The sequence below is a fragment of the Rodentibacter sp. Ppn85 genome, from assembly GCF_001999335.1.
GTDB lineage: Bacteria > Pseudomonadota > Gammaproteobacteria > Enterobacterales > Pasteurellaceae > Rodentibacter.
The window spans coordinates 36,656-58,872 of sequence record NZ_MLHS01000010.1; the positions used below are offsets into that span (position 1 = coordinate 36,656).

At 42.8% G+C, this 22,217-nt stretch carries 14 protein-coding genes; all 14 read right to left on the reverse strand.

All coding sequences use genetic code 11. The annotated features are described in order from the left end of the window. Positions 1-199: 199 nt before the first annotated feature. Positions 200-1,144, reverse strand: a complete 945-nt coding sequence (tehA, locus tag BKL51_RS01335) for a dicarboxylate transporter/tellurite-resistance protein TehA (protein WP_077464959.1) — start codon at positions 1,142-1,144, stop codon at positions 200-202. A gap of 175 nt (positions 1,145-1,319) precedes the next feature. Beyond that, the gene (rpoC, locus tag BKL51_RS01340) at positions 1,320-5,588 is read right to left on the reverse strand and encodes a DNA-directed RNA polymerase subunit beta' (protein WP_077464960.1); all 4,269 of its coding nucleotides are present in this window, start codon (positions 5,586-5,588) and stop codon (positions 1,320-1,322) included. Positions 5,589-5,712: 124 nt separating this feature from the next. Further along, positions 5,713-9,741: a DNA-directed RNA polymerase subunit beta gene (gene rpoB, locus BKL51_RS01345; protein WP_077464961.1), complete on the reverse strand. Its 4,029-nt coding sequence runs from the start codon at positions 9,739-9,741 to the stop codon at positions 5,713-5,715. Positions 9,742-10,044: 303 nt separating this feature from the next. Then, on the reverse strand, positions 10,045-10,416 hold the full coding sequence (rplL, locus tag BKL51_RS01350; protein ID WP_059368645.1) for a 50S ribosomal protein L7/L12: 372 nt from the start codon (positions 10,414-10,416) through the stop codon (positions 10,045-10,047). Positions 10,417-10,470: 54 nt separating this feature from the next. Further along, positions 10,471-10,962, reverse strand: coding sequence for a 50S ribosomal protein L10 (gene rplJ, locus BKL51_RS01355; protein ID WP_059368646.1), 492 nt, complete (start codon positions 10,960-10,962; stop codon positions 10,471-10,473). 287 nt (positions 10,963-11,249) lie between these two features. After that, entirely contained in the window at positions 11,250-11,639 is a 390-nt protein-coding gene (locus BKL51_RS01360; protein WP_026215482.1) for a RidA family protein, read from the reverse strand. Positions 11,640-11,702: 63 nt separating this feature from the next. Beyond that, on the reverse strand, positions 11,703-12,449 hold the full coding sequence (locus tag BKL51_RS01365) for a VacJ family lipoprotein (protein WP_077464962.1): 747 nt from the start codon (positions 12,447-12,449) through the stop codon (positions 11,703-11,705). A gap of 56 nt (positions 12,450-12,505) precedes the next feature. Continuing rightward, on the reverse strand, positions 12,506-14,848 hold the full coding sequence (gene lptD / locus BKL51_RS01370; RefSeq protein WP_077464963.1) for an LPS assembly protein LptD: 2,343 nt from the start codon (positions 14,846-14,848) through the stop codon (positions 12,506-12,508). Between the two features lie 47 nt (positions 14,849-14,895). Next, positions 14,896-15,444, reverse strand: a complete 549-nt coding sequence (locus BKL51_RS01375; RefSeq protein WP_077464964.1) for a DNA-3-methyladenine glycosylase I — start codon at positions 15,442-15,444, stop codon at positions 14,896-14,898. After that, positions 15,441-16,259 (reverse strand): shikimate dehydrogenase, encoded by an 819-nt coding sequence (gene aroE / locus BKL51_RS01380; RefSeq protein ID WP_077464965.1) that lies wholly within the window; start codon positions 16,257-16,259, stop codon positions 15,441-15,443. Before aroE ends, BKL51_RS01375 begins: the two co-directional genes overlap by 4 nt. Positions 16,260-16,262: 3 nt before the next feature. Next, positions 16,263-16,814, reverse strand: coding sequence for a Sua5/YciO/YrdC/YwlC family protein (locus tag BKL51_RS01385; RefSeq protein WP_077464966.1), 552 nt, complete (start codon positions 16,812-16,814; stop codon positions 16,263-16,265). Next, positions 16,811-17,353, reverse strand: a complete 543-nt coding sequence (locus BKL51_RS01390) for a type I DNA topoisomerase (protein WP_077464967.1) — start codon at positions 17,351-17,353, stop codon at positions 16,811-16,813. Before BKL51_RS01390 ends, BKL51_RS01385 begins: the two co-directional genes overlap by 4 nt. A gap of 2 nt (positions 17,354-17,355) precedes the next feature. Beyond that, positions 17,356-19,284, reverse strand: a complete 1,929-nt coding sequence (locus BKL51_RS01395) for an ABC transporter ATP-binding protein (RefSeq protein WP_077464968.1) — start codon at positions 19,282-19,284, stop codon at positions 17,356-17,358. Positions 19,285-19,548: 264 nt separating this feature from the next. Next, positions 19,549-22,217, reverse strand: a 2,669-nt coding sequence (locus BKL51_RS01400; RefSeq protein ID WP_198930097.1) for a YadA family autotransporter adhesin, incomplete at its 5' end; no start/stop codon positions are given.

Below are 22,217 nucleotides of genomic sequence, written 5' to 3' on the forward strand. Positions count from 1 at the left end.
ACTTTCCAGCATCGGTAACCGTAAATGCCGATAACCACAAAACAGATTAGCGGCAGATTAGGATCGTCAGAAATTTTTCTAACGCAACCTAAATCTAATCAATAAGTTTGTGTCTAGCGAAACGCCCAACAAAGCCAAAAGACTTCTTTATACGCTAAAGAGTTATCAAATTTTAAGAAAGGGAGAAGGTACACTTCTTTTACTTTATCCAAAACTCCCTCTTCACCAACTTCCACAACGTCATCAACACAAGCGATCCTATCATTAAATTAGAAAAAATAAAGGCAAACATGGCAATGCCGGATAGGACATTATGATGATAAAAAACAACCGCACTATTTGCCATGGATGCCAATCCGAATGAGAATGCCCATAAGCCGATATTTAAGCCTTTCTCTATAATCCAAGGGAAAATACGTAACAAAAAGAACAGCTGTAAAAAGCCATAACCCCACAAGATTTTGACGAAAATATCCACTTCCCCTTGATTAACCGCTAAATAGGCGGATGCACCGACAAATGACGGAGCGAGAATAATTCCCATCGTGGCACGGAAAGGCGGCTCTAAGGAAGAAATACGTAAATGCTGGAGCAATACCGGCTCAAAAATAATCCACGAGATGAAACCTGCGCCGAAAAATAGGTAGCCAAGATCATGATACCCGAGTAAAGCAAGTGAGCTTGCACTGGTGAAATTCGCAGCCACAGAGGGTAAATAAAAAGGCGGGCGCGTTGATTTTTGCTCAAACACACCGCCTTTCCAAAGTTCACTGATTCTCAAAGAAGAAAACAATAATTGAGTAATCGTACCAAGCCAAATCATCACTTCCGCAATAACAGGATTCCAGCGATAAGCAATATCTCCGATTAGCATAGTTGTAATGGGAATTAATGCAATAAAAGAAAAGCGAACGGGACAGTGATATTCTTCTCTCACTTCGTGGAAGTAATAACGTAATTTATAACCATACATGGCAATAAAGAGCGACCAGACAAAGATAGCCGTAATGCCGATTACATCACTAATAGTTTGTACCCAAGGGAAGAAATTCTCCAAATGCCACCATGCCAAGGATAGCGCCGCTAATCCGAGAGGAATACCAAAATAGCCGGTAGGTAAAGGGAAAGGTTTTGTTGTATTCATTAAATCATCCTCATAAAAATCGTTGAGTAAGTCTAACAATAAATAGTATGGTTTCTTAAAATCTCAAATTCTTGTAAAAAAATGACCGCACTTTAAATTCCCATTGCTAAGTCATTAATCCGATCATCATCAACAAAAAAGCCCCTTTCGGGGCTTTTTTATCTACCTTGCAAAATTAATCTTCCATTTCGGAATTTAATAATGCCGCTAGGCTTTGCGTTGCATCGTCAGCGATAAATTCAAATTCCGCTTCGATATCCGCATCGCTTGCAAAAGCAGAGATAGGTTGTTCAATTGCTTCCACCGCTAATTCAGCTGCTTTTTGGCGGTTTTTAATGCGGTTTTGGTGATAGGCAAAACCGGTACCAGCCGGAATCAAGCGACCAACGATAACGTTTTCTTTCAAACCACGTAATTCATCACGTTTACCTGCCACCGCCGCTTCGGTCAGAACACGCGTAGTTTCTTGGAATGAAGCCGCAGAGATGAAGGATTCCGTCGCAAGAGACGCTTTGGTGATACCCAATAATTCGCGCTCAAATTCAACCGGTGGTTTGCCTTCCGCTTCACGTTTACGGTTTACGATTTTCACGCGTGCCACTTCTACCTGCTCTCCTTCTAGGAACTCAGAGTCGTAAGCATTTGTGACAATCGCTTTACGCAACATCTGGCGAACGATAACTTCAATGTGTTTATCATTGATTTTTACCCCTTGTAAGCGGTAAACATCTTGAACTTCGTTCACAATGTATTCGGTTACGGCACGTATGCCACGTAAACGCAAAATATCGTGTGGTGTTTCCGCACCATCGGAGATCACATCACCACGTTGTACCATTTCACCTTCAAATACGTTGAGCTGACGCCATTTCGGAATCATTTCTTCGTACACTTCACCTTCAGTCGGCGTGATTAATAAGCGACGCTTACCTTTGGTTTCTTTACCGAAGGATACAATACCAGAAATCTCCGCCAAAATTGCCGGCTCTTTCGGTTTACGGGCTTCAAACAAGTCTGCAACGCGCGGAAGACCGCCGGTAATATCCTTCGTTCCCACAGATTCTTGCGGAATACGGGCTAAAGGTTCGCCCACTTTCACCGCTGCACCATCGTCTAAACTTACGATTGCTTTACCCGGTAAGAAGTATTGTGCAATAACATCGGTTTCCGGTAAGAAAACGTCATTACCGTTTGCGTCAACCAATTTAATGGTTGGACGCAAATCTTTACCCGCCGTTGCACGTTCACCCACATCTTGTACCACAATGGAGGATAAACCGGTTAATTCATCGGTTTGGCGTGTTACGGTTAAGCCGTCCACGATATCCACAAATTTTACGAAACCGGTCACTTCAGATATAACCGGCATGGTATGAGGATCCCAGTTCGCGACGGTTTCACCCGCCGTTACTTCTTGACCGTCCCCTTTACTTAATACCGCACCATAAGGCACTTTATAGTGTTCTTTGGTTCGACCGAATGCGTCAGTAACGGTTAATTCCGTATTACGGGAAGTTAACACTAATTTACCTTCATCATTCGTTACAAATTTCGCATTGGCTAAGTGTAATGTACCGGTATTTTTCGCTTGTACGCTGGATTCTTTCGCTGCCGCAGACGCCGCACCACCGATATGGAACGTACGCATGGTTAACTGCGTTCCCGGTTCACCGATAGATTGCGCCGCAATAACGCCTACCGCTTCACCTTGATTGATTAAGTGACCGCGCGCTAAGTCACGACCGTAGCATTTAGCACAGACGCCATAATTGGTATCACAGGTTACCACAGAGCGTACTTTCACACTATCTACCGAATTTGCATCTAACACATCACACAGTTTTTCATCTAATAACGTATTACGTGCAATTAAGACTTCTTCCGTTCCCGGTTTATAGATATCTTCCGCAGCTACACGACCTAATACTAACTCGCGAAGTGGGACTTTTTCATAGCCACCCTCAATTAATGGGGTCATCACTAGGCCTTCATGCGTACCACAGTCATCCTCAATGATCACTAAGTCTTGTGCTACATCAACTAAACGACGGGTCAAATAACCGGAGTTTGCCGTTTTCAATGCAGTATCCGCCAAACCTTTACGCGCACCGTGGGTTGAAATAAAGTACTGAAGTACGTTCAACCCTTCACGGAAGTTCGCAGTGATTGGCGTTTCAATAATCGAACCGTCCGGACGCGCCATCAAACCACGCATACCCGCCAGCTGACGAATCTGTGCCGCAGAACCACGCGCACCGGAATCCGCCATCATAAAAATACTATTAAACGATGCTTGTTTTTCCGGTTTACCTTCACGGTTCAGCACTTCTTCCGTAGAAAGATTTTCCATCATCGCTTTTGCAACACGTTCGTTCGCAGCAGCCCAAATATCAATCACTTTATTGTAACGTTCGCCCGCTGTAACAAGACCGGATTGGAATTGCTCTTGGATTTCCGCTACTTCGTCTTCCGCCGCCGAAATAATTTCATATTTCTTCTCAGGGATTACCATGTCATCAATACCGACAGATGAGCCGGAACGAGCCGCATAAGCAAAACCAGTATACATAATCTGGTCGGCAAACATCACCGATTCTTTTAAGCCTAAACGACGGTATGCTTCATTAATTAATTTAGAGATCGCTTTTTTGCCTAATGTTTGATTAAACAACGCATAAGGCATACCTTTCGGAGCAATCATCCATAAAATCGCACGGCCAATCGTTGTATCCGTTAATGTTGTTACGGCATCAAGTTCACCAGCTTCATTTTTTACATATTCGGTGATCCGCACTTTTACACGAGAATGCAATTCTGCCTGACCGGTAGAATAAGCTCTTTCCGCCTCACGCGGATCCTGCAATAACATTCCTTCGCCTTTACCGTTCACTTTTTCTCGGGTCATATAATAAAGCCCCAATACAACGTCTTGTGACGGTACGATGATAGGATCACCGTTCGCAGGTGAAAGAACGTTATTGGTTGACATCATCAACGCACGGGCTTCTAATTGAGCCTCAAGGGTTAATGGAACGTGAACCGCCATTTGGTCACCGTCGAAGTCCGCATTGAACGCCGCACACACGAGCGGATGTAATTGAATCGCTTTACCTTCGATTAAGATTGGTTCAAACGCTTGAATACCCAAACGGTGAAGTGTTGGAGCACGGTTCAACAGAATCGGATGTTCGCGAATCACTTCTGCAAGAATATCCCAAACAATCGCCTCTTCACGCTCAACCATTTTCTTCGCTGCTTTAATGGTTGTGGCATAACCGCGACTTTCCAATTTCGCATAGATAAACGGACGGAATAATTCCAATGCCATTTTCTTCGGTAAACCGCATTGATGTAGGTGTAAATACGGACCTACGGTGATTACGGAACGGCCCGAATAGTCAACACGTTTACCTAATAGGTTTTGACGGAAACGACCTTGTTTACCCTTAATCATATCCGCTAAGGATTTTAACGGGCGACGATTAGAACCGGTAATTGCACGACCGCGACGACCGTTATCCAATAACGCATCGACCGATTCTTGTAACATCCGTTTTTCATTACGCACGATAATATCTGGCGCAATAAGATCCAATAAACGTTTTAAACGGTTGTTACGGTTAATTACTCGACGGTATAAATCGTTCAAATCGGAGGTCGCAAAACGTCCGCCGTCTAACGGTACTAACGGACGAAGATCCGGTGGGAGTACGGGTAATACGGTCATCACCATCCATTCCGGTTTATTGCCGGATTGAATAAATGCTTCTAACAATTTTAGACGTTTAGTAATTTTCTTACGTTTTGTTTCAGAATTGGTTTCCTGTAACTCTTCACGTAATTTTTCGCATTCCACATCAAGATCCATACCTTTTAATAGATCTTGGATCGCTTCCGCCCCCATTTTTGCTTCAAATTCGTCTTGCCAACGATCTTCGGCATCAAGATATTGTTCTTCCGTTAATAATTGACCGCGCTCTAAATCCGTCATGCCCGGTTCGGTGACGATGTACATTTCAAAATAAAGTACGCGTTCAATGTCACGCAACGGCATATCCAATAATAAACCGATACGGGACGGAAGGGATTTTAAAAACCAAATATGTGCAACCGGTGAGGCTAATTCAATATGCCCCATGCGTTCGCGGCGAACTTTGGTTTGGGTGACTTCAACGCCACATTTTTCACAAATAACGCCCCGGTGTTTCAAACGTTTATATTTACCGCATAAACATTCGTAATCTTTTACCGGCCCGAAAATACGTGCACAGAAAAGACCGTCACGCTCAGGCTTGAAGGTGCGATAATTAATGGTTTCCGGTTTTTTCACTTCACCAAATGACCAAGAACGGATCATATCCGGTGAGGCTAACCCAATTTTAATCACATCAAAATCTTCGCTGGTTTTTGACTGTGCTTTTAAAAACTTAACTAAGTCTTTCACAAATATTCTCCTGTCGGAGTTAAAGGTTTAAAGTGCGGTTAAAAATTACCGAGAATTTTGACCGCACTTCGGCGATTTCATTTTTCTTTCCTTCCCCATCATTTGGAGAAAGAAAGTTTCCTAATTACTCTTCGTCTAACTCGATATTTAAACCAAGCGAACGGATTTCTTTCATAATTACGTTGAAAGATTCCGGCGTACCCGGATCCATTTGTTGGTTGCCGCTGACGATGTTTTTATACATCTTCGTACGACCGTTCACGTCATCGGATTTCACGGTTAACATTTCTTGTAAAGTATAAGCTGCGCCGTATGCCTCAAGCGCCCATACTTCCATCTCACCGAAACGTTGTCCCCCGAATTGCGCTTTACCGCCTAACGGTTGTTGCGTAACGAGACTGTAAGAACCGGTTGAACGGGCATGCATTTTGTCATCAACCAAGTGGTTCAACTTGAGCATATACATATAACCCACGGTTACCGGACGCTCAAATTTTTCTCCGGTACGCCCATCGTATAGGATAATTTGACCGGAAGTCGGTAAACCGCCGAGTTTTAATAACTCCTTGATTTCCGTTTCGTCCGCACCATCGAACACAGGTGTCGCAACCGGTAAACCTTTACGTAGATTGTCAGCCAAACGCAGCACTTCTTCATCGGTGAAAGTGCTTAAATCCACTTTTTGTGAACCTTGCCCTAAATCATAGGCTTTTTGCATATAGTTACGTAATTTTTCCACTTCTTGTTTTTGTTTGAGCATGGCATTGATTTGATCACCAATACCTTTCGCCGCCAAACCTAAGTGGGTTTCAAGAATCTGCCCGATATTCATACGGGACGGAACGCCCAGCGGGTTTAACACAATCTCAACCGGCTGACCGTTTTCATCGTATGGCATATCTTCCACAGGGTTGATTTTTGAGATAACCCCTTTGTTCCCGTGGCGACCCGCCATTTTATCACCCGGCTGGATTTGACGTTTCACCGCCAGATAAACTTTCACCACTTTCAATACGCCCGGTGCAAGATCGTCACCTTTGATGATTTTCTTACGTTTCGCTTCTAGTTTATGTTCAAACTCTTTGCGAAGTTCTTCGTATTGCTCGGCAAGCTGTTCCAACTGATTTTGTTTATCTTCATCCGCAATGGTTTGTTCTAACCATTTAGTACGATCCAACTTATCTAATTGTGCCGTATTTACACCGCCTGCGATAAGAAGATTACGAACCCGTGCAAATAAACCGGCTTCTAAGATTTCCAACTCATCGGAAAGGTCTTTCTTCGCCTCTTTTAATTGCATTTCTTCAATTTCTAGCGCACGTTTGTCTTTTTCTACGCCATCACGGGTAAATACTTGTACGTCTATAACGGTACCGCTGACGCTATTTGGTACGCGCAATGAAGAATCTTTCACATCAGAGGCTTTTTCACCGAAAATCGCACGCAACAATTTTTCTTCCGGCGTTAATTGAGTTTCACCTTTCGGGGTGACTTTACCCACTAAGATGTCGCCGCCTTTTACTTCCGCCCCGACATAAACGATACCGGACTCATCCAATTTGCTGAGTGCGGATTCACCCACATTCGGAATATCGGCGGTAATTTCTTCTGCGCCTAATTTCGTATCGCGAGCCACACAAGAAAGCTCTTGAATATGAATCGTCGTGAAACGATCTTGTTGAACGACACGTTCAGAAACTAGCATAGAGTCTTCAAAGTTATAACCATTCCACGGCATAAACGCCACACGAATATTTTGACCTAACGCCAGTTCCCCTAAATCGGTTGAAGGACCATCGGCCAAGACTTCACCGCGATTAATCGGATCGCCTAAATTCACACAAGGAATTTGGTTGATACAGGTATTTTGATTAGAACGGGTGTATTTGATTAGGTTATAAATATCAATACCCGCTTCACCTGCTACGGTTTCATCTTCATTGACTTTAATTACGATACGTGAAGCATCCACATATTGAACGGTACCTCCACGCTTAGCAACAACCGCTACCCCGGAATCAAGCGCAATTGGTTTTTCCATGCCCGTTCCCACCAACGGTTTATCCGCCCGCAAAGTCGGAACCGCCTGACGTTGCATGTTTGCCCCCATCAAGGCACGGTTCGCATCATCATGCTCAAGGAATGGAATCAACGCCGCCGCAACAGACACCACTTGCTGTGTTGAAACGTCCATATAGTGGATGTCTTCCGGTTTATATAAACCGGACTCACCACGCTCACCACGCGCCGTAACAAAAGCATCGGTAAAACGATTGTTTTCATCGAGATTTGAGTTTGCCTGTGCAATGATATAATTTGCTTCATCAATTGCCGATAAATATTCGATTTCTTCCGTTACTTGACCATCAATAACTTTACGATACGGGGTTTCTAAGAAACCGTAGTCATTAGTACGGGCAAATGCAGAAAGGGAGTTGATCAAACCAATGTTCGGACCTTCCGGCGTTTCGATTGGACACAAACGACCATAATGGGTGTTATGTACGTCACGCACCTCAAAACCAGCACGTTCACGTGTTAAACCGCCCGGACCTAACGCAGAAATACGGCGTTTATGAGTCACTTCCGACAATGGATTGTTCTGATCCATAAATTGTGAAAGTTGTGAAGAACCAAAGAATTCTTTCACTGCTGCAGAAATCGGTTTCGGATTAATTAGGTCTTGTGGCGTAATCGCATCTAAATCGCCTAAAGATAAGCGCTCTTTGACCGCTCTTTCCACCCGCACTAAACCGATGCGGAATTGGTTTTCAGCCATTTCACCGACAGAACGAATACGACGATTCCCTAAGTGGTCAATGTCATCCACTTCACCACGACCGTTACGGATATCAATGAGTTTTTCCATAACACGAATAATATCTTCGTTGCTTAAAATTCCCGTACCTTCACCTTCAGGAACACCCAAAGAGCGGTTAAATTTCATACGACCTACTGCCGATAAATCATAACGTTCCGCAGAGAAAAATAAGTTATGGAATAAGGCTTCCGATGATTCCGGTGTCGGTGGTTCGCCCGGACGCATCATACGATAAATTTCGTAAAGCGCACTGGTTTTATCGTAGGTTGGATCAACACGTAGGGTTTCTGAAATATAAGGACCGTAGTCCAAGTCATTGGTGAACAAGGTTTCGATGACGTTGTAGCCGGCTTGCGCTAATTTCGCTAAGACTTCTAAAGAAAGCTCACCGTTTGCCGGACAAATAATTTCACCGGACTCCAAATCGACATAATCTTTTGCTACCACTTTGCCTACAATATATTCGGTAGGCACAACAACTTGGCTTACATTATCTTTCTCTAACGCTTTAATGTGACGGGCAGTAATACGACGGCCACGCTCGACATAGACTTTACCGTTCGCTTCAATATCAAATGACGCCGTTTCACCACGTAAACGATCGGGCACTAGGGTCATTAATAATTTATTATCAACGATTTCAAAGGTTACTTTATCAAAGAATAAATTTAAAATTTCTTCGGTGGTGTACCCTAATGCACGAAGAATAATGGTTGCCGGTAACTTACGACGACGGTCAATACGTGCATAAAGATTATCTTTCGGATCAAATTCAAAATCCAACCAAGAACCGCGATAAGGAATAATACGTGCGTTATAAAGCACTTTACCCGACGAATGGGTTTTACCTTTATCGGAATCAAAGAACACGCCCGGGCTACGGTGTAATTGTGAAACGATAACACGCTCGGTACCATTGATGACAAAAGTACCGTTATCCGTCATTAATGGGATTTCCCCCATATACACTTCATTTTCTTTAATATCTTTAACGGCGCGTGAAGATGACTCTTTATCGTAACTTACAAGACGTAATTTAACACGTAAACCAGCAGCGTAAGTCGAACCACGAATTTGGCACTCACGTACATCAAATTCCGGTTCTTCTAAACGGTAGTCGACATATTGTAATTCGGTATAACCATTGTTGCTAACAATTGGAAAGACTGAACGGAAAGCAGCTTCTAAACTTTGCTGACCTTCAGGATCTTTTTGAATAAATTTATCAAACGAATCTAATTGAATAGTTAATAAATAAGGTACATTTAAAACTTGCGGACGTTTGCCGAAGTCTTTACGAATTCGTTTTTTCTCAGAATAGGAGAGACCCATTGGTTGGTTTTCCTCTATCAATTTTAGTGAGACTGAGCTGATACAAGAAAAAGTGCGGTCAATTTTGACCGGATTTTAACTCATATCAAGGTATGGACACCGTTTTCAGGAACCGCACTCTGAACCTTACTTCTGTAGTGGGCTACTCAAATTAAAACGTCTATAATTAACTTGAGTGGGAAACAGATAAGATTAAACGGAAAATTATTATCTGTTTTTTGTGCCTATTTTGATAGCACAAAATGGCTGATGGTAACCCACCAGCCATTAAGCCTGAGAAACAGGGCATAAGAGAATCAAAAATTATTTGATTTCTACTTTTGCACCGGCTTCTTCTAATTCTTTCTTAAGCGCTTCAGCTTCTTCTTTAGAGATGCCTTCTTTTAACGCTGCAGGTGCAGATTCAACTAAGTCTTTAGCTTCTTTTAAGCCTAAACCTGTTGCACCGCGTACTGCTTTGATTACTGCTACTTTATTTGCACCAGCTTCAGCAAGTACTACGTCGAATTCAGTTTTCTCTTCAGCTGCCGCCGCACCGCCAGCTGCAGGTGCTGCCGCTACCGCTGCCGCTGCTGAAACGCCGAATTTTTCTTCCATCGCTGCGATTAATTCAACGATTTCTGTTACAGTTTTAGAAGCAATCGCTTCAATGATTTGTTCGTTAGTTAATGACATAACAATCAATTCCTAAAATAAATAAAGTTAAATGAAGTAAAAAACGCTTAGAAATTAAGCCGCTTCTTGTAATTTGTCGCGTAATGCTGCAAAAGTGCGGGCAAGTTTGCCTGCTGCCGCTTCTTTCATTGTGCCCATTAAACGTGCAATTGCTTCTTCGTAAGTTGGTAATGTTGCTAAGAATTCAACATCCTGAATCTTACCTTCAAAGGCGGCACCTTTAATTTCAAACTTATCGTTTGCTTTAGCAAACTCTTTGAACAAACGCGCAGCTGCGCCCGGGTGTTCATTAGAGAACGCGATAAGTGTTGGACCTACAAACGTATCTTTTAAGCATTCGTAATCTGTGCCTTCAACCGCACGGCGTAATAAAGTATTACGAACCACACGCATTGTTACACCCGATTCACGAGCCGCTTTACGTAATTCAGTCATTTTCTCAACAGTCACACCGCGTGAATCCGCGATAACCGCTGAAAGTGCACCTTTGGCTGCTTCATTTACTTCAGCAACAATTGCTTGTTTGTCTTGAAGATTTAATGCCATTGGCTTTTAGCTCCTGAATACACTCCGATTTCTCGGAATTAATTTACCTAATCTAAGATTAGGACGACTTCGGTGCCCAGAAGCAAGAAAAATTCTTATTCTGTACACCATCTACGTAGGATGATTAAGATTGCTCCCCTACGGTCTTGGACGGGGCTTGAATAGGTCAAGCACCAACCAGAAATTGGGTTATAGCCTAAAGCCATAACAAAGGTGCAAGATTATAAGGTGAATCCTTTTTCTTGTAAAGCTATTTGGCGAAAAAAGATCCAAAACTACACCTTATATTATTTTCTTACTGCGATAGCTTCGATTTCCAGCCCCACATCTTTTGGTAAACGTGCCACTTCTACACAAGAGCGGGCAGGAAAAGTCGGATGATTATTCTCTTTAAAGAAACGCTCATACTCCGCATTCACCACGGCAAAATCATTTAAATCTTTCACGAATACGGTGGTTTTTACAATATCCGCTACGCTTAAACCGGCTTGCTCCACGATAGCTTTTACATTTTCTAAAGATTGGCGGGCTTGTGCCACAATATCGGTCGGTACTTCACCCGTTGCCGGATTCACCGGAATTTGACCTGAAGTCAAAACCAAATTCCCTAAATCTACCGCCTGAACATAAGGGCCAATTGCCGCAGGGGCTTTCTCGGTATGAATAATTTTTGTCATAGTCTGTTCTCCTTTCCTTGCTTTTCATAGAGAAAAATGCGGTGAAATCAACCGCACTTTTTATTAATCAATTTCTTTCAACACATCATCAGAAAGCTCTTTCTGCGAACCTTCTTTTACTTTTCCGTCATTGACTTTAAATTCCAAATTTTGGAAATAAGCTTCACGGAAAGTGACATAAGGATCTTGCGCTTGATTTAACAATTCCGTATTATCCAAATTCTTCGCACGGGAGTCCAATACTTGAACACCATATTTAACCAGTGAAAAAGGACCGTCCACCGCCCACTCCCAGAACGGATACATATAGGCGGCATCCACAATTGCACCGGTTAATTGACGCGGGGTTGTCGCATTATAAAGCGGCAGTACCATATAGGCACCGGCATCAACCCCATAACTCCCTAATGTTTCACCAAATCCGCGTTGTTCATAGACTTGTAATTCTTTGCTCGCACTGGCGAAATCAAATAAACCGCCGATACCGAATACGGTATTAATCCAAAAACGATTAAAATGCACAAAGGCTTTTTTAGGCTCGCCTTCAATCATACGGTTTACAAAACTCACCGGTTCATCCAAATTATTCGCAACGTTAGTAAGCCCTTTTGTTAGCGGTTTAGGTAAATAATCACGCCAACCTTTTGCCGCCGGTTCTAACACGTAGCGATCCACTACTTTATAGTTAAAATCCCACATTGTGCGGTTAAACCCTTCCATTGGATCATTACGCTCTCCATTTGGCTTGGTTGCACAGCCGGTTAATACCATCGCACCCAAAAGTGCGGTCAATATTAGTTGTTTTTTCATAAAATATCCTTTGAGCAAAAACCTCATTCCGAAGATAATTTAGGGCGAGCCTACGCCTACAAACTATAGGCTTTAATATACGGCAATTTACCTTTTTTCAACATATCTTGAATACCGCTTTGGTGATCATTGGTGCCTAAACCGCGTAATTCAAAGATCACGCCGATACTGTTATCATACAGCACTTCATCTTGCCCTTGATTTTGACGGCTGGTGACATAGCGTCTCGCCCCGACACCTATCGCCCAGCAACAGCTGTTATACTGCACGCCAAGATACTGTTCTACCGGTTTTTTCAGAGCTAAGTCTTGATAATATTTTCCGACCACCGCCCAATTGTCCGTCACTTCCCAAGCTGCGACCAAGCCTAATTGTTTAATATCTTGATTATAGGCATTGGCGGATCGCCCTAAGTTTTGGTCTATATAAGCTTGGCTCGCATAACGATAATTTAACTGAATTAAATTATTTCTTTCCGGATTATATTCAATACTGGTATTGACTAATGAGGTTTTCTTCAACTGGGTATCATATTGATAGCTACCATGCCAGTTCCAATTATCATTGAGTTTCCAATTTGATTCCAACGCCCAAGAGGAAGAAGAACGCTGCGTACTGTTTGCCGGATTGCTGTCAATTCGGGAATCGGTTAAGTGATAAGTTTGTCCGACAGAGAAATTGAAACGTTCTTTTGAATGTCTGTCATAAAAACGGGTTGTCCCCCCCAAAGTCACTTGGTTGGCCGAAGCAATACGGTCTAACCCGCTATAACGGCGATCACGGAATAAAGAATAATAATCTTGTTGAACCAACGAGGAATCATAGCCATACCCCAAATAATCATTGGTACGGCTTGAGCCGATATTGCTTTGATTGCGATACGGGCGATATAAATACTGCACGCGCGGTTCAAAGGTTTGCGTATAATCTTTTAAAAATGTGGTATCCCGTGCTAAAACGGTCTGTAAATCCACTTTAATTTGTGGAATAACCCGATTTACCCGGCTTTCCACCTCTTCTGCACCAGCTCCTTTTCCTTTTTTCTGTTGGTAATGGGTGGCATAAAGTTTAGTTTCAATATTCAAGCTACCGTATTTATTCGACATTGCCGTGGCTAAACTAGGCTCAAGGTGAAAACGCCAAGCCGTTGGCATAAGGCTACTATCATTATCAAAACGTACTGCCTGTGAGAATAACTTAAAGTCTAACCAACCATTCGCTAAATCATTTTTATAATAGTTAAAATCAATTTGCGGCATTGCACGATAAGGCCCGATATCCACCTCATCAAAGATTTGGAATTGGCGTGCAGAAATGGCGAAATTGTAATTTGGCTGGTAATAAGCAATACGTGCATATTGGTTGGCATAACCGTCCGTGCTACTCCCATAGTCGGAAGTAAAATCCGTGAAATAGCGTTTATCGCTTACTCGCGTATAGTCGATATTCAAACGCCAATTTTCAAGAAAAGATGAGCTATGGTTCCAATAAAACAAATGACGTTTACGATTATCGCCATAATATTCACGATAGCGATCACGCGCTAAATACTCGCCGGCAATTTTGCCTTCTCCAACCGGCGTTAAATAGCGGAATTCACCGTTTAATTGCCAACCTCGGTGCGACATATATTTTGGTATAACGGTCACATCATAATTCGGTGCTATATTCCAATAAATCGGTTGGGAATACCAATAACCGTCACGGCTAGAACTTCCTACATTCGGCATTAACAAACCCGAACGGCGGCGATCACCGATAGGGAGTTGCAAATATGGCGTATAAAATACCGGCACCCCCAGTATCTTAAAACGTGCATGCCACATTTCCGCATATTCTTCTTTAATGTACTGACGAATTTCCGAAGCATCCACCGCCCATGCGTTATCATTCGGTAAACAGGAAGTAAAGGTGGCATTTTTCATCACACGGGTATTATTGCGCAATTCAATTTCCTGTGCTTTCCCCCGGCCTTGACGTCCTACCAATTGATAATCGGCTTCCGTCACATTACCGTCTTTCGAGTCTAAATTAAAATCCGCATTTTGCCCCAACATATTGATTTGATCGTCTTTATAATCAAATCCGCCACGCACATAAGCGAAACGCTGCAATGCCGTCCCTTCACCGATTTGCTTTACCTCTACGGAATGGGCTATCAAACGTCGATTACCTTGCTTTAAATCGGCGTTGCCTTTATAAATCGCATTCGTTGGTTGATTAATTTCCGCATCATCCGCTTCAATATAAACGGGTAAATCATTCGGATTCCCCGATACCACCTCACCGGAAAACGTTGGCACGCCCAGCAAACATTGCGAGCGTAAATCCGCCAAAGCCGTTTGGCTATAAAGTGCGGTCAAAATAGAAAGCGAAATTAAAGTATATTTTTTATTCATAATTTAATTCTTTTTATCGATAAAATCCGAGCGATTATACTGGAAGATCATTTACAACGACAATCATTTATATGGTCATTGACTAATCCCATTGATTGCATAAAGGCATAACAAGTGGTTTCACCTACAAATACAAAACCGTGTTTTTTCAGTGCTTTTGACATCGCTTTGGATATCTCGGTTCTAGTCGGTATAACGGATAAATCCGGCACATCATTCACAATCGGTTCGTGATTGACGAACGACCAAATAAAATCACTAAAATTTTCACCGCACTTTTCCATCGCCAAATAAGCATTAGCATTTTTAACAATGGCTTCCAATTTAGCACGATGGCGAATCAGCCCCGTATTTTGCATACAGGCATCAATATCAAGTGCGGTCATTTTTGCTACCTTTTCAGGGTCAAATTGATGAAATGCCGCCCGATACGCCTCACGTTTTTTTAACACCGTAATCCACGATAAGCCAGCCTGTTGCCCTTCTAAACAAATTTTCTCGAATAATTTTTGGCTGTCAAATTCCGGCTTACCCCATTCATTATCGTGATAAGCAATATAAATCGGCAAATCTCCCGCCCACGAACATCTTGTCATAGGATCCTCTCTTTGAGTTCGCTATAAACCTTCGCAAAATTCGGCATCACTCCACGCCATAAACGGAATGAATGTGCCGCTTGCGCCACTAACATCCCAAACCCGTCATTCACATTTACCAAACCTAAACTTTTACAAAAAGTAATAAACGGCGTATCCGCTCCTTTGGCGTATTGCATATCATAAAAGGCGTACCCCAATTTAAGAATATCCGCCGAGACAGGCGCGGTATTTCCACTTAACCCTGCGGAAGTTGCGTTGATAATCAGATCATAAGGTTGAACAGGAATCTTATCTATCGCCACCGCTTGAATCTCGCCGTAAGGTTGAAATTTATCAATCAAGGCTTGGGCTTTCACCAAAGTGCGGTTGGCTAGTACGATAGTTTGTCGGGCTTGCAATAGGGGGAACAATACGCCTTGAGTTGCGCCACCGGCGCCTAAAATTAAAATACGCTGATTCGGTTTTATCCAATTTAAACGTTCTAAATCCGTCACCAAACCGATCCCATCCGTGTTATCGGCATAAAGCCTACCGTCTTCTAATTTCTTCAGCGTATTACAAGCTTCCGCAAGTTTTGCCTGTTCGCTATGTTCATCGGCAAGCCGATAAGCTCGGGCTTTAAAAGGCGCAGTCACATTACAGCCTTTTGCTCCCTGAGAGAAAAATGTGACAAGCTGTTGCTCAAAGGTATCAAGATCACCTAATTTTGCCTCATAGATCATCGCTTGTTGGGTTTCTGCCGCAAATTTGCCTTGAATCAACGGCGATAAACTTTGTGAAATGGGATTGCCCCACACCGCATAGTAATCCATATCTTATCCTTGTCTAAACAATTGGTTAGTCATCAAATCACGAATCTCAGAAGGATTTTTCGCTTTGCCTACCGCTAAATCTAAGACAGGAAAATCCTCGCCAAATTGCGACCGCACTTCCTCCCCTGTCCGACAGGGCGGCGCACCGGTTAAATTTGCACTCGTTGAAGTCAATGCAAAACCTGCTGATTCGCATAACGCTTTTACCTCCGAATGATCACTTAAACGCACCGCAATTGTGTTAAATTTTCCGGTAAGCAAGGGGGAAACATCCGATTTTGCCGGTACAACCCAAGTAATTGGGCGATCATAACGGGCTGTAAGCCTTGCCATTTGCGTTTCCGTCACCGCTGAAAGATCAATAAAAGGCTGTAAAAATGTCAAAGTCGGCGCAATCAAAATTAATCCTTTTTCCATAGGACGTTGTTTTAAATCGAGTAATTTTCTGACCGCACTTTCACTTAACGGATTGCACCCCAAACCAAATACCGCTTCGGTAGGGTAGGCGACAACTTGATCTTGTAATAAACAGGCGACAATTTGTTGTAAAGTCATTTGGAAATCTCAAAAATATGGCGGCAGGTTTTATTTGCACATTGCATCTGTTGTCCTTTTTCATTTTCACTTTTTAATAACGCGAGAGAAAAACCGCATTGCGGGCAAAGCGTTTCATAGGGCTTAGCCGGTAAGGAAAATTTGCAATGAGGAAAATTATCGCAGCCATAAAATGTTTTCCCCTGTCGCCCACGGCGGGCGACTAGATGCCCCTTTTGACATTGCGGGCAAGCGATTTTTTCTGCCGGTTTTTGTTCTTCGTGTACGACAAAATCACATTGCGGATAATCACTACAACCGATAAACATGCCGAACGCACCTTGTTTCAACTGTAATGGATTAGCGCATTGCGGACAAGCTTCATCCAGTTCTTTCAATACTTTATATTCCATACGATGCAGAGGGTGTAAATAATCGCATTGCGGATAGCCACTACAACCAAGAAACAACCCTTTTTTGCCCTGTTTAATTTGCAAAGTCAAACCGCACTTCGGGCAATACTCTTCTTGTTTTGTATGATGAAAAAGGGATTCAACCATAATCACTCCGTATTCGATAATATTTCTTCCAATGTCTCTTGCGCCTCCATCCAACCCGTCTCCACGGTCTCCAAAGCTTTTTTGGTCTGCACTTGTTGCGCCAAAAGTGCGGTCAATTTTTCTTTATTTTCTACACTATAAAGTGCTGAATCCGCAAGGCTGTTTTCAATTTCCGCCAGCTGCCCGGCCAATGTATTCATTTTTTCTTCCAATTGCGTGATTTTTTTCCGGAGCGGAGCGGTTTGTTGGCGCAATTCAGCTTCCCGGCGTTTTTGTTCTTTGCGACTTTGATTGGAATGGGCACTTTCTGTCGATGTATTTTCTTCTACTGATTTTGTAGAAACTTGGCTATTTTGTTCCGTCAACCATTTTTGATAATCCTCTAAATCGCCTTTAAACGGTTCGACTTGTTTGTCATGTACCAAGTAGAATTCTTCCACTGTATTACGTAGCAAATGGCGATCGTGCGACACTACGACCAACGATCCTTCATAATCTACCAACGCTTCCGTTAAAGCTTGGCGCATATCAAGATCTAAATGATTGGTCGGTTCATCCAATAACAGCAAATTCGGGCGTTGCCATACAATCAAGGCCAAAACCAAACGTGCTTTTTCGCCACCAGAAAAAAAGGAAACGGGCTGATTTACTTTATCACCGTGAAAAGCAAAACTACCGAGATAATCACGCAGTTGTTGCTCTGTTTGCTCCGCTGCGAGTTTTTGCATATGCCACAAAGCGGATTCTTCCGCACGGAGAGTATCAAGTTGATGTTGAGCAAAATACCCCAATTGCACACCTTTAGCGAGCTGTATCGTACCGGAAAGTGCGGTAAGCTCTTGCGCCAAAAGTTTAATCAAAGTGGATTTTCCCGCCCCATTCTTACCCAGCAATCCTATGCGGGAACCCGGCACAAGATTGAGTTTAATTTTACGCAAAATTTCAACCGCACTTTCCCCTTTACCATAACCGGCACTAGCTTGTTCAATCATCACCAAAGGATTGGGCAACGAAACGGGAGGACGAAAGGTAAATGTAAAGGGATTATCCGCATAAGCCGGTGCAATTAACTCCATTCTCTGCAAGGCTTTCACACGGCTTTGTGCTTGTTTTGCTTTGGTAGCTTTAGCTTTAAAGCGATCAATATAGCTTTGCAGATGGGCAATTTTTTGTTGTTGCTGGCGATACATTGCCGCTTGTTGAGCAAGTTTAGTCGCACGCTGGATTTCAAAAGAAGAATAATCCCCGGTATATTCGTTTAGCTTTTGGTGTTCTATATGCAAAATTTTATTCACGATAGGATCAAGAAAATCACGGTCGTGGGAAATCAATACTAACGTTCCTTGATAATTCACCAGCCAGCGTTCAAGCCAGATGACAGCATCTAGGTCTAAGTGGTTAGTGGGTTCATCAAGCAATAATAAATCTGACGGACAAAGCAACGCCTGTGCCAAATTCAATCTCATTCGCCAACCGCCGGAGAAAGATTTTACACTATGCGTAGTCTCAGCCTGTGTAAAACCTAATCCGTGTAGCAGCGCTTCCGCACGGGATCGGATTGTCCAAGCATTGATCGCATCCAACCTGTCATGAATATGTGCAATGGCATTACCATCATTGCACTCACTCGCTTGAGTAAGTTCTGACTGTAAACGGCAATATTCTCGATCCCCTTGAATCACATAGTCCAAAGCGGAAATTTCTAATGCCGGCGTTTCCTGATTCACCCATGATATAGCCCAATTCGATGGGTAAGTAACGTCTCCGCCTTCCGCCTGAAGTTCTTTTTTTAATAAGGCAAATAGCGAAGATTTACCAGAACCGTTTTTTCCCACTAAGCCTACTTTTTGTTTTGGATTAATGGTTGCCGTAGCATTTTCAAGTAATTCTGTTTGCCCGCGTTTTAAGGAAATATTACTAAATACAATCATTTCTCTAAGATATGTCTAAAATTTTGGCTATTTTGCAACATTGTGAGAAAAACACAAAATTTGTTTTGATTCTTTCATTTTACAAAAAGGGAAATATACCTCCGTTGAGGCAAAGGACAAGTGATACTGAATGGGGGACAACCCCAAATCAAGGCAATAAAAAATCTGCACCTTAATCTGTCGGCGTTTACCAACATTTAGGTGCAGATTAAATTAATGATGTTTTATTAAGTTAAGAAACTTAATGACTTCACCGAGTAGAGATTACCACTGGTAACCTACCCCCACGCCACCGGAATAGTGACCTGCAGAGTTAGCCGTACCAGTTAATTTCAAGATAACCTTACCGTTATCGCTGGCTCTTGAATAACCTACGGCAACCGCTGACGCACCGCTATATCCGCCTGCGGCTGCGGCTACCATTGATTTACCCGGACTCATTACTTGTGGTAATGAAGAAGCGGCTGCGGCATTTGCACCAATTCCACGAACGCGTTTATCTAACTTGTCAACACGATTGTTCACATTATAGATATCGCCGCGAACTTGGTTTAATTGGTTCATATTCACAGCGTCAGTGCCTTTCACACCATTTGCCACATTACTAATGACTTTGTTACCGGCATTGATACCACCAGCCGTCACACTCGGTCCGCCTTTAATCGTTAAACCGTCATTGTTAACGGTGGTATTACCGATATTCACACTACCGTTATTTCCTAAAGTGATATTTTCGGCTAATTTCACTTTTAGGCTACCGCCTTCGTTGACAACGCCAATGTTATTATCGGTTAATGTACCTTTTGCACCACCTGTGATATTCAAGGTTTCATTTAACTTTTTATTGATAACCTCACCGTTATCGCCTTTGAACTTCAAGCCGTCATTTAAGGTGGCTACTTCTTCAACGTCGCCATTCGGTTTTTTGTAAACAATGCGCGTTTTACTTTCGCCGTTTTTACCGTCATTACCGTCCAGACCTTTAGCACCGTCTTTCACAGAAAGATTAGCTGATACGCCGTCTTTACCGTCTGCGCCTTTCGGGCCGGTTAAGCCGATTGAGCCGTCTTTGCCGTTAATCACAACAGATGATCCATCTTTACCGTTTACACCGATTGAACCATCAACACCGTCTTTACCCGGCTGACCATTTTGACCTGGTTTGCCTTTTTCACCGATAACTAAGTTGTTACCCGTTGAAATTTCGTAACCGTTATCGATCTGTTTAACAACAATGTTATTACCTTGATTTAGGTTGAAAACTTCATTGTTATTGATACGTTTATCGGTTGCAGTATCTTGGCCGTTAGTTGCCAAATTAAAGCCGGTATTGTTCATCGCCGTATATAACTGACCGCCATTGATCGCATCTTTACTGGTCGGGGTAATATCTCCATCTTTTACATTAGAGATTTTCTTGTCGCCTGCATTAACACCATTATTTGTGATAGAAGGACCGTCTTTAATTGTCACACCATCATTATTAACGGTGGTGTTACCCATAGTAAGATTCCCTTCTTTCAATGTGGTATTACCAAGGGTAATGCTACCGTCTTTCGTCAAATTAAGATCTTTGTTCAAACTTACTGCAAAGTCTTTACCACCGGATGCATTTGTACCGTTTGGTGTCACTTTCACATTGGTATCACCTGCGGTAACACTTTCTTCTTTTGCAAGCTGTGCTTTCGCTTCATCCGATAAGTCCACGGCATAATCAGTAACATTGTTGCCTTTATCTATTGAGGTCACTTTAATTTTACTTGAACCGTTACTTACCGTACTTGTGTTCGCATTAACCGTGTAAATATCCTGACCGTTCGCACCTGTCTCTTTCTTGATATTGACATTGTTGCCTGCTTTCACTTCGGTTTTTGAAGACGCCGCTGACGCGTTTAACTGACTTAAGTTCACCGCATCGGTTGGATTAGTACCATTTGCAACACCGGTAATTTTTTTATTACCTGCATTGATACCGCCAGCCGTCACACTCGGTCCGCCTTTAATCGTTAAACCGTCATTGTTAACGGTGGTATTACCGATATTCACACTACCGTTATTTCCTAAAGTGATATTTTCGGCTAATTTCACTTTTAGGCTACCGCCTTCGTTGACAACGCCAATGTTATTATCGGTTAATGTACCTTTTGCACCACCTGTGATGCTTAACGTCTCGTTCAGTTTCTTCGCAATTTCTTTACCATCGTCGCCTTTGAACTTCAGACCGTCTTTTAAGGTCGCCACTTCTTCAATGTCGCCATTCGGTTTTTTGTAAACAATGCGCGTTTTACTTTCACCGTTTTTACCGTCATTACCGTCCAGACCTTTAGCACCGTCTTTCACACTAATATTGGCAGACGCACCATCTTTGCCGTCAGCACCTTTCGGACCGGTTAAGCTGATTGAACCGTCTTTTCCGTTGATTGCCACCGCGGAACCGTCTTTGCCGTTCACGCCGATTGAACCGTCAACGCCGTCTTTTCCATTAGCGCCTTTCTCACCGATAACTAAATTGTTACTCGTTGCAATTTCATAACCATTGTCGATTTGTTTAATCACAATGTTATTACCCGCATCCAACGTAAAGTTTTCATTGGTCGCTAAACGTTTACCAGCAGCCGTTAAACCATCAACCTCACTTGATTGACCGTTCGTACCCGTTACCGCTTTTGTGACTAAGTTAAAACCAGCATTCGCTACCGAGGCATTCAATTGGTTAAGATTCACCGCATCCGTGCCGTTCGTACCGTTTGCGACGTTAGTGATGGTCTTATTACCTGCATTGACACCGCCTTTAGTCACACTCGGTCCACCGGTAATAGTTAAACCAGTGCTGTTTAATAACGTATCACCAAGCGTTATGCTACCTGCACTCGTGAGGTTCAGATCTCTCGATAATTTCACTTCCAACGTACCGTTGTTGTTATTCACACCAA

Bases quoted from the DNA above. Each gene is read 5' to 3' on its own strand.
- rplJ (WP_059368646.1), bottom strand. From the start codon at position 10,962: ATGGCATTAAATCTTCAAGACAAACAAGCAATTGTTGCTGAAGTAAAT.
- rplL (WP_059368645.1), bottom strand. From the start codon at position 10,416: ATGTCATTAACTAACGAACAAATCATTGAAGCGATTGCTTCTAAAACT.
- BKL51_RS01390 (WP_077464967.1), bottom strand. From the start codon at position 17,353: ATGGTTGAATCCCTTTTTCATCATACAAAACAAGAAGAGTATTGCCCG.
- lptD (WP_077464963.1), bottom strand. From the start codon at position 14,848: ATGAATAAAAAATATACTTTAATTTCGCTTTCTATTTTGACCGCACTT.
- BKL51_RS01365 (WP_077464962.1), bottom strand. From the start codon at position 12,449: ATGAAAAAACAACTAATATTGACCGCACTTTTGGGTGCGATGGTATTA.
- tehA (WP_077464959.1), bottom strand. From the start codon at position 1,144: ATGAATACAACAAAACCTTTCCCTTTACCTACCGGCTATTTTGGTATT.
- BKL51_RS01375 (WP_077464964.1), bottom strand. From the start codon at position 15,444: ATGACAAGATGTTCGTGGGCGGGAGATTTGCCGATTTATATTGCTTAT.
- BKL51_RS01385 (WP_077464966.1), bottom strand. From the start codon at position 16,814: ATGACTTTACAACAAATTGTCGCCTGTTTATTACAAGATCAAGTTGTC.
- aroE (WP_077464965.1), bottom strand. From the start codon at position 16,259: ATGGATTACTATGCGGTGTGGGGCAATCCCATTTCACAAAGTTTATCG.
- rpoB (WP_077464961.1), bottom strand. From the start codon at position 9,741: ATGGGTCTCTCCTATTCTGAGAAAAAACGAATTCGTAAAGACTTCGGC.
- BKL51_RS01360 (WP_026215482.1), bottom strand. From the start codon at position 11,639: ATGACAAAAATTATTCATACCGAGAAAGCCCCTGCGGCAATTGGCCCT.
- BKL51_RS01395 (WP_077464968.1), bottom strand. From the start codon at position 19,284: ATGATTGTATTTAGTAATATTTCCTTAAAACGCGGGCAAACAGAATTA.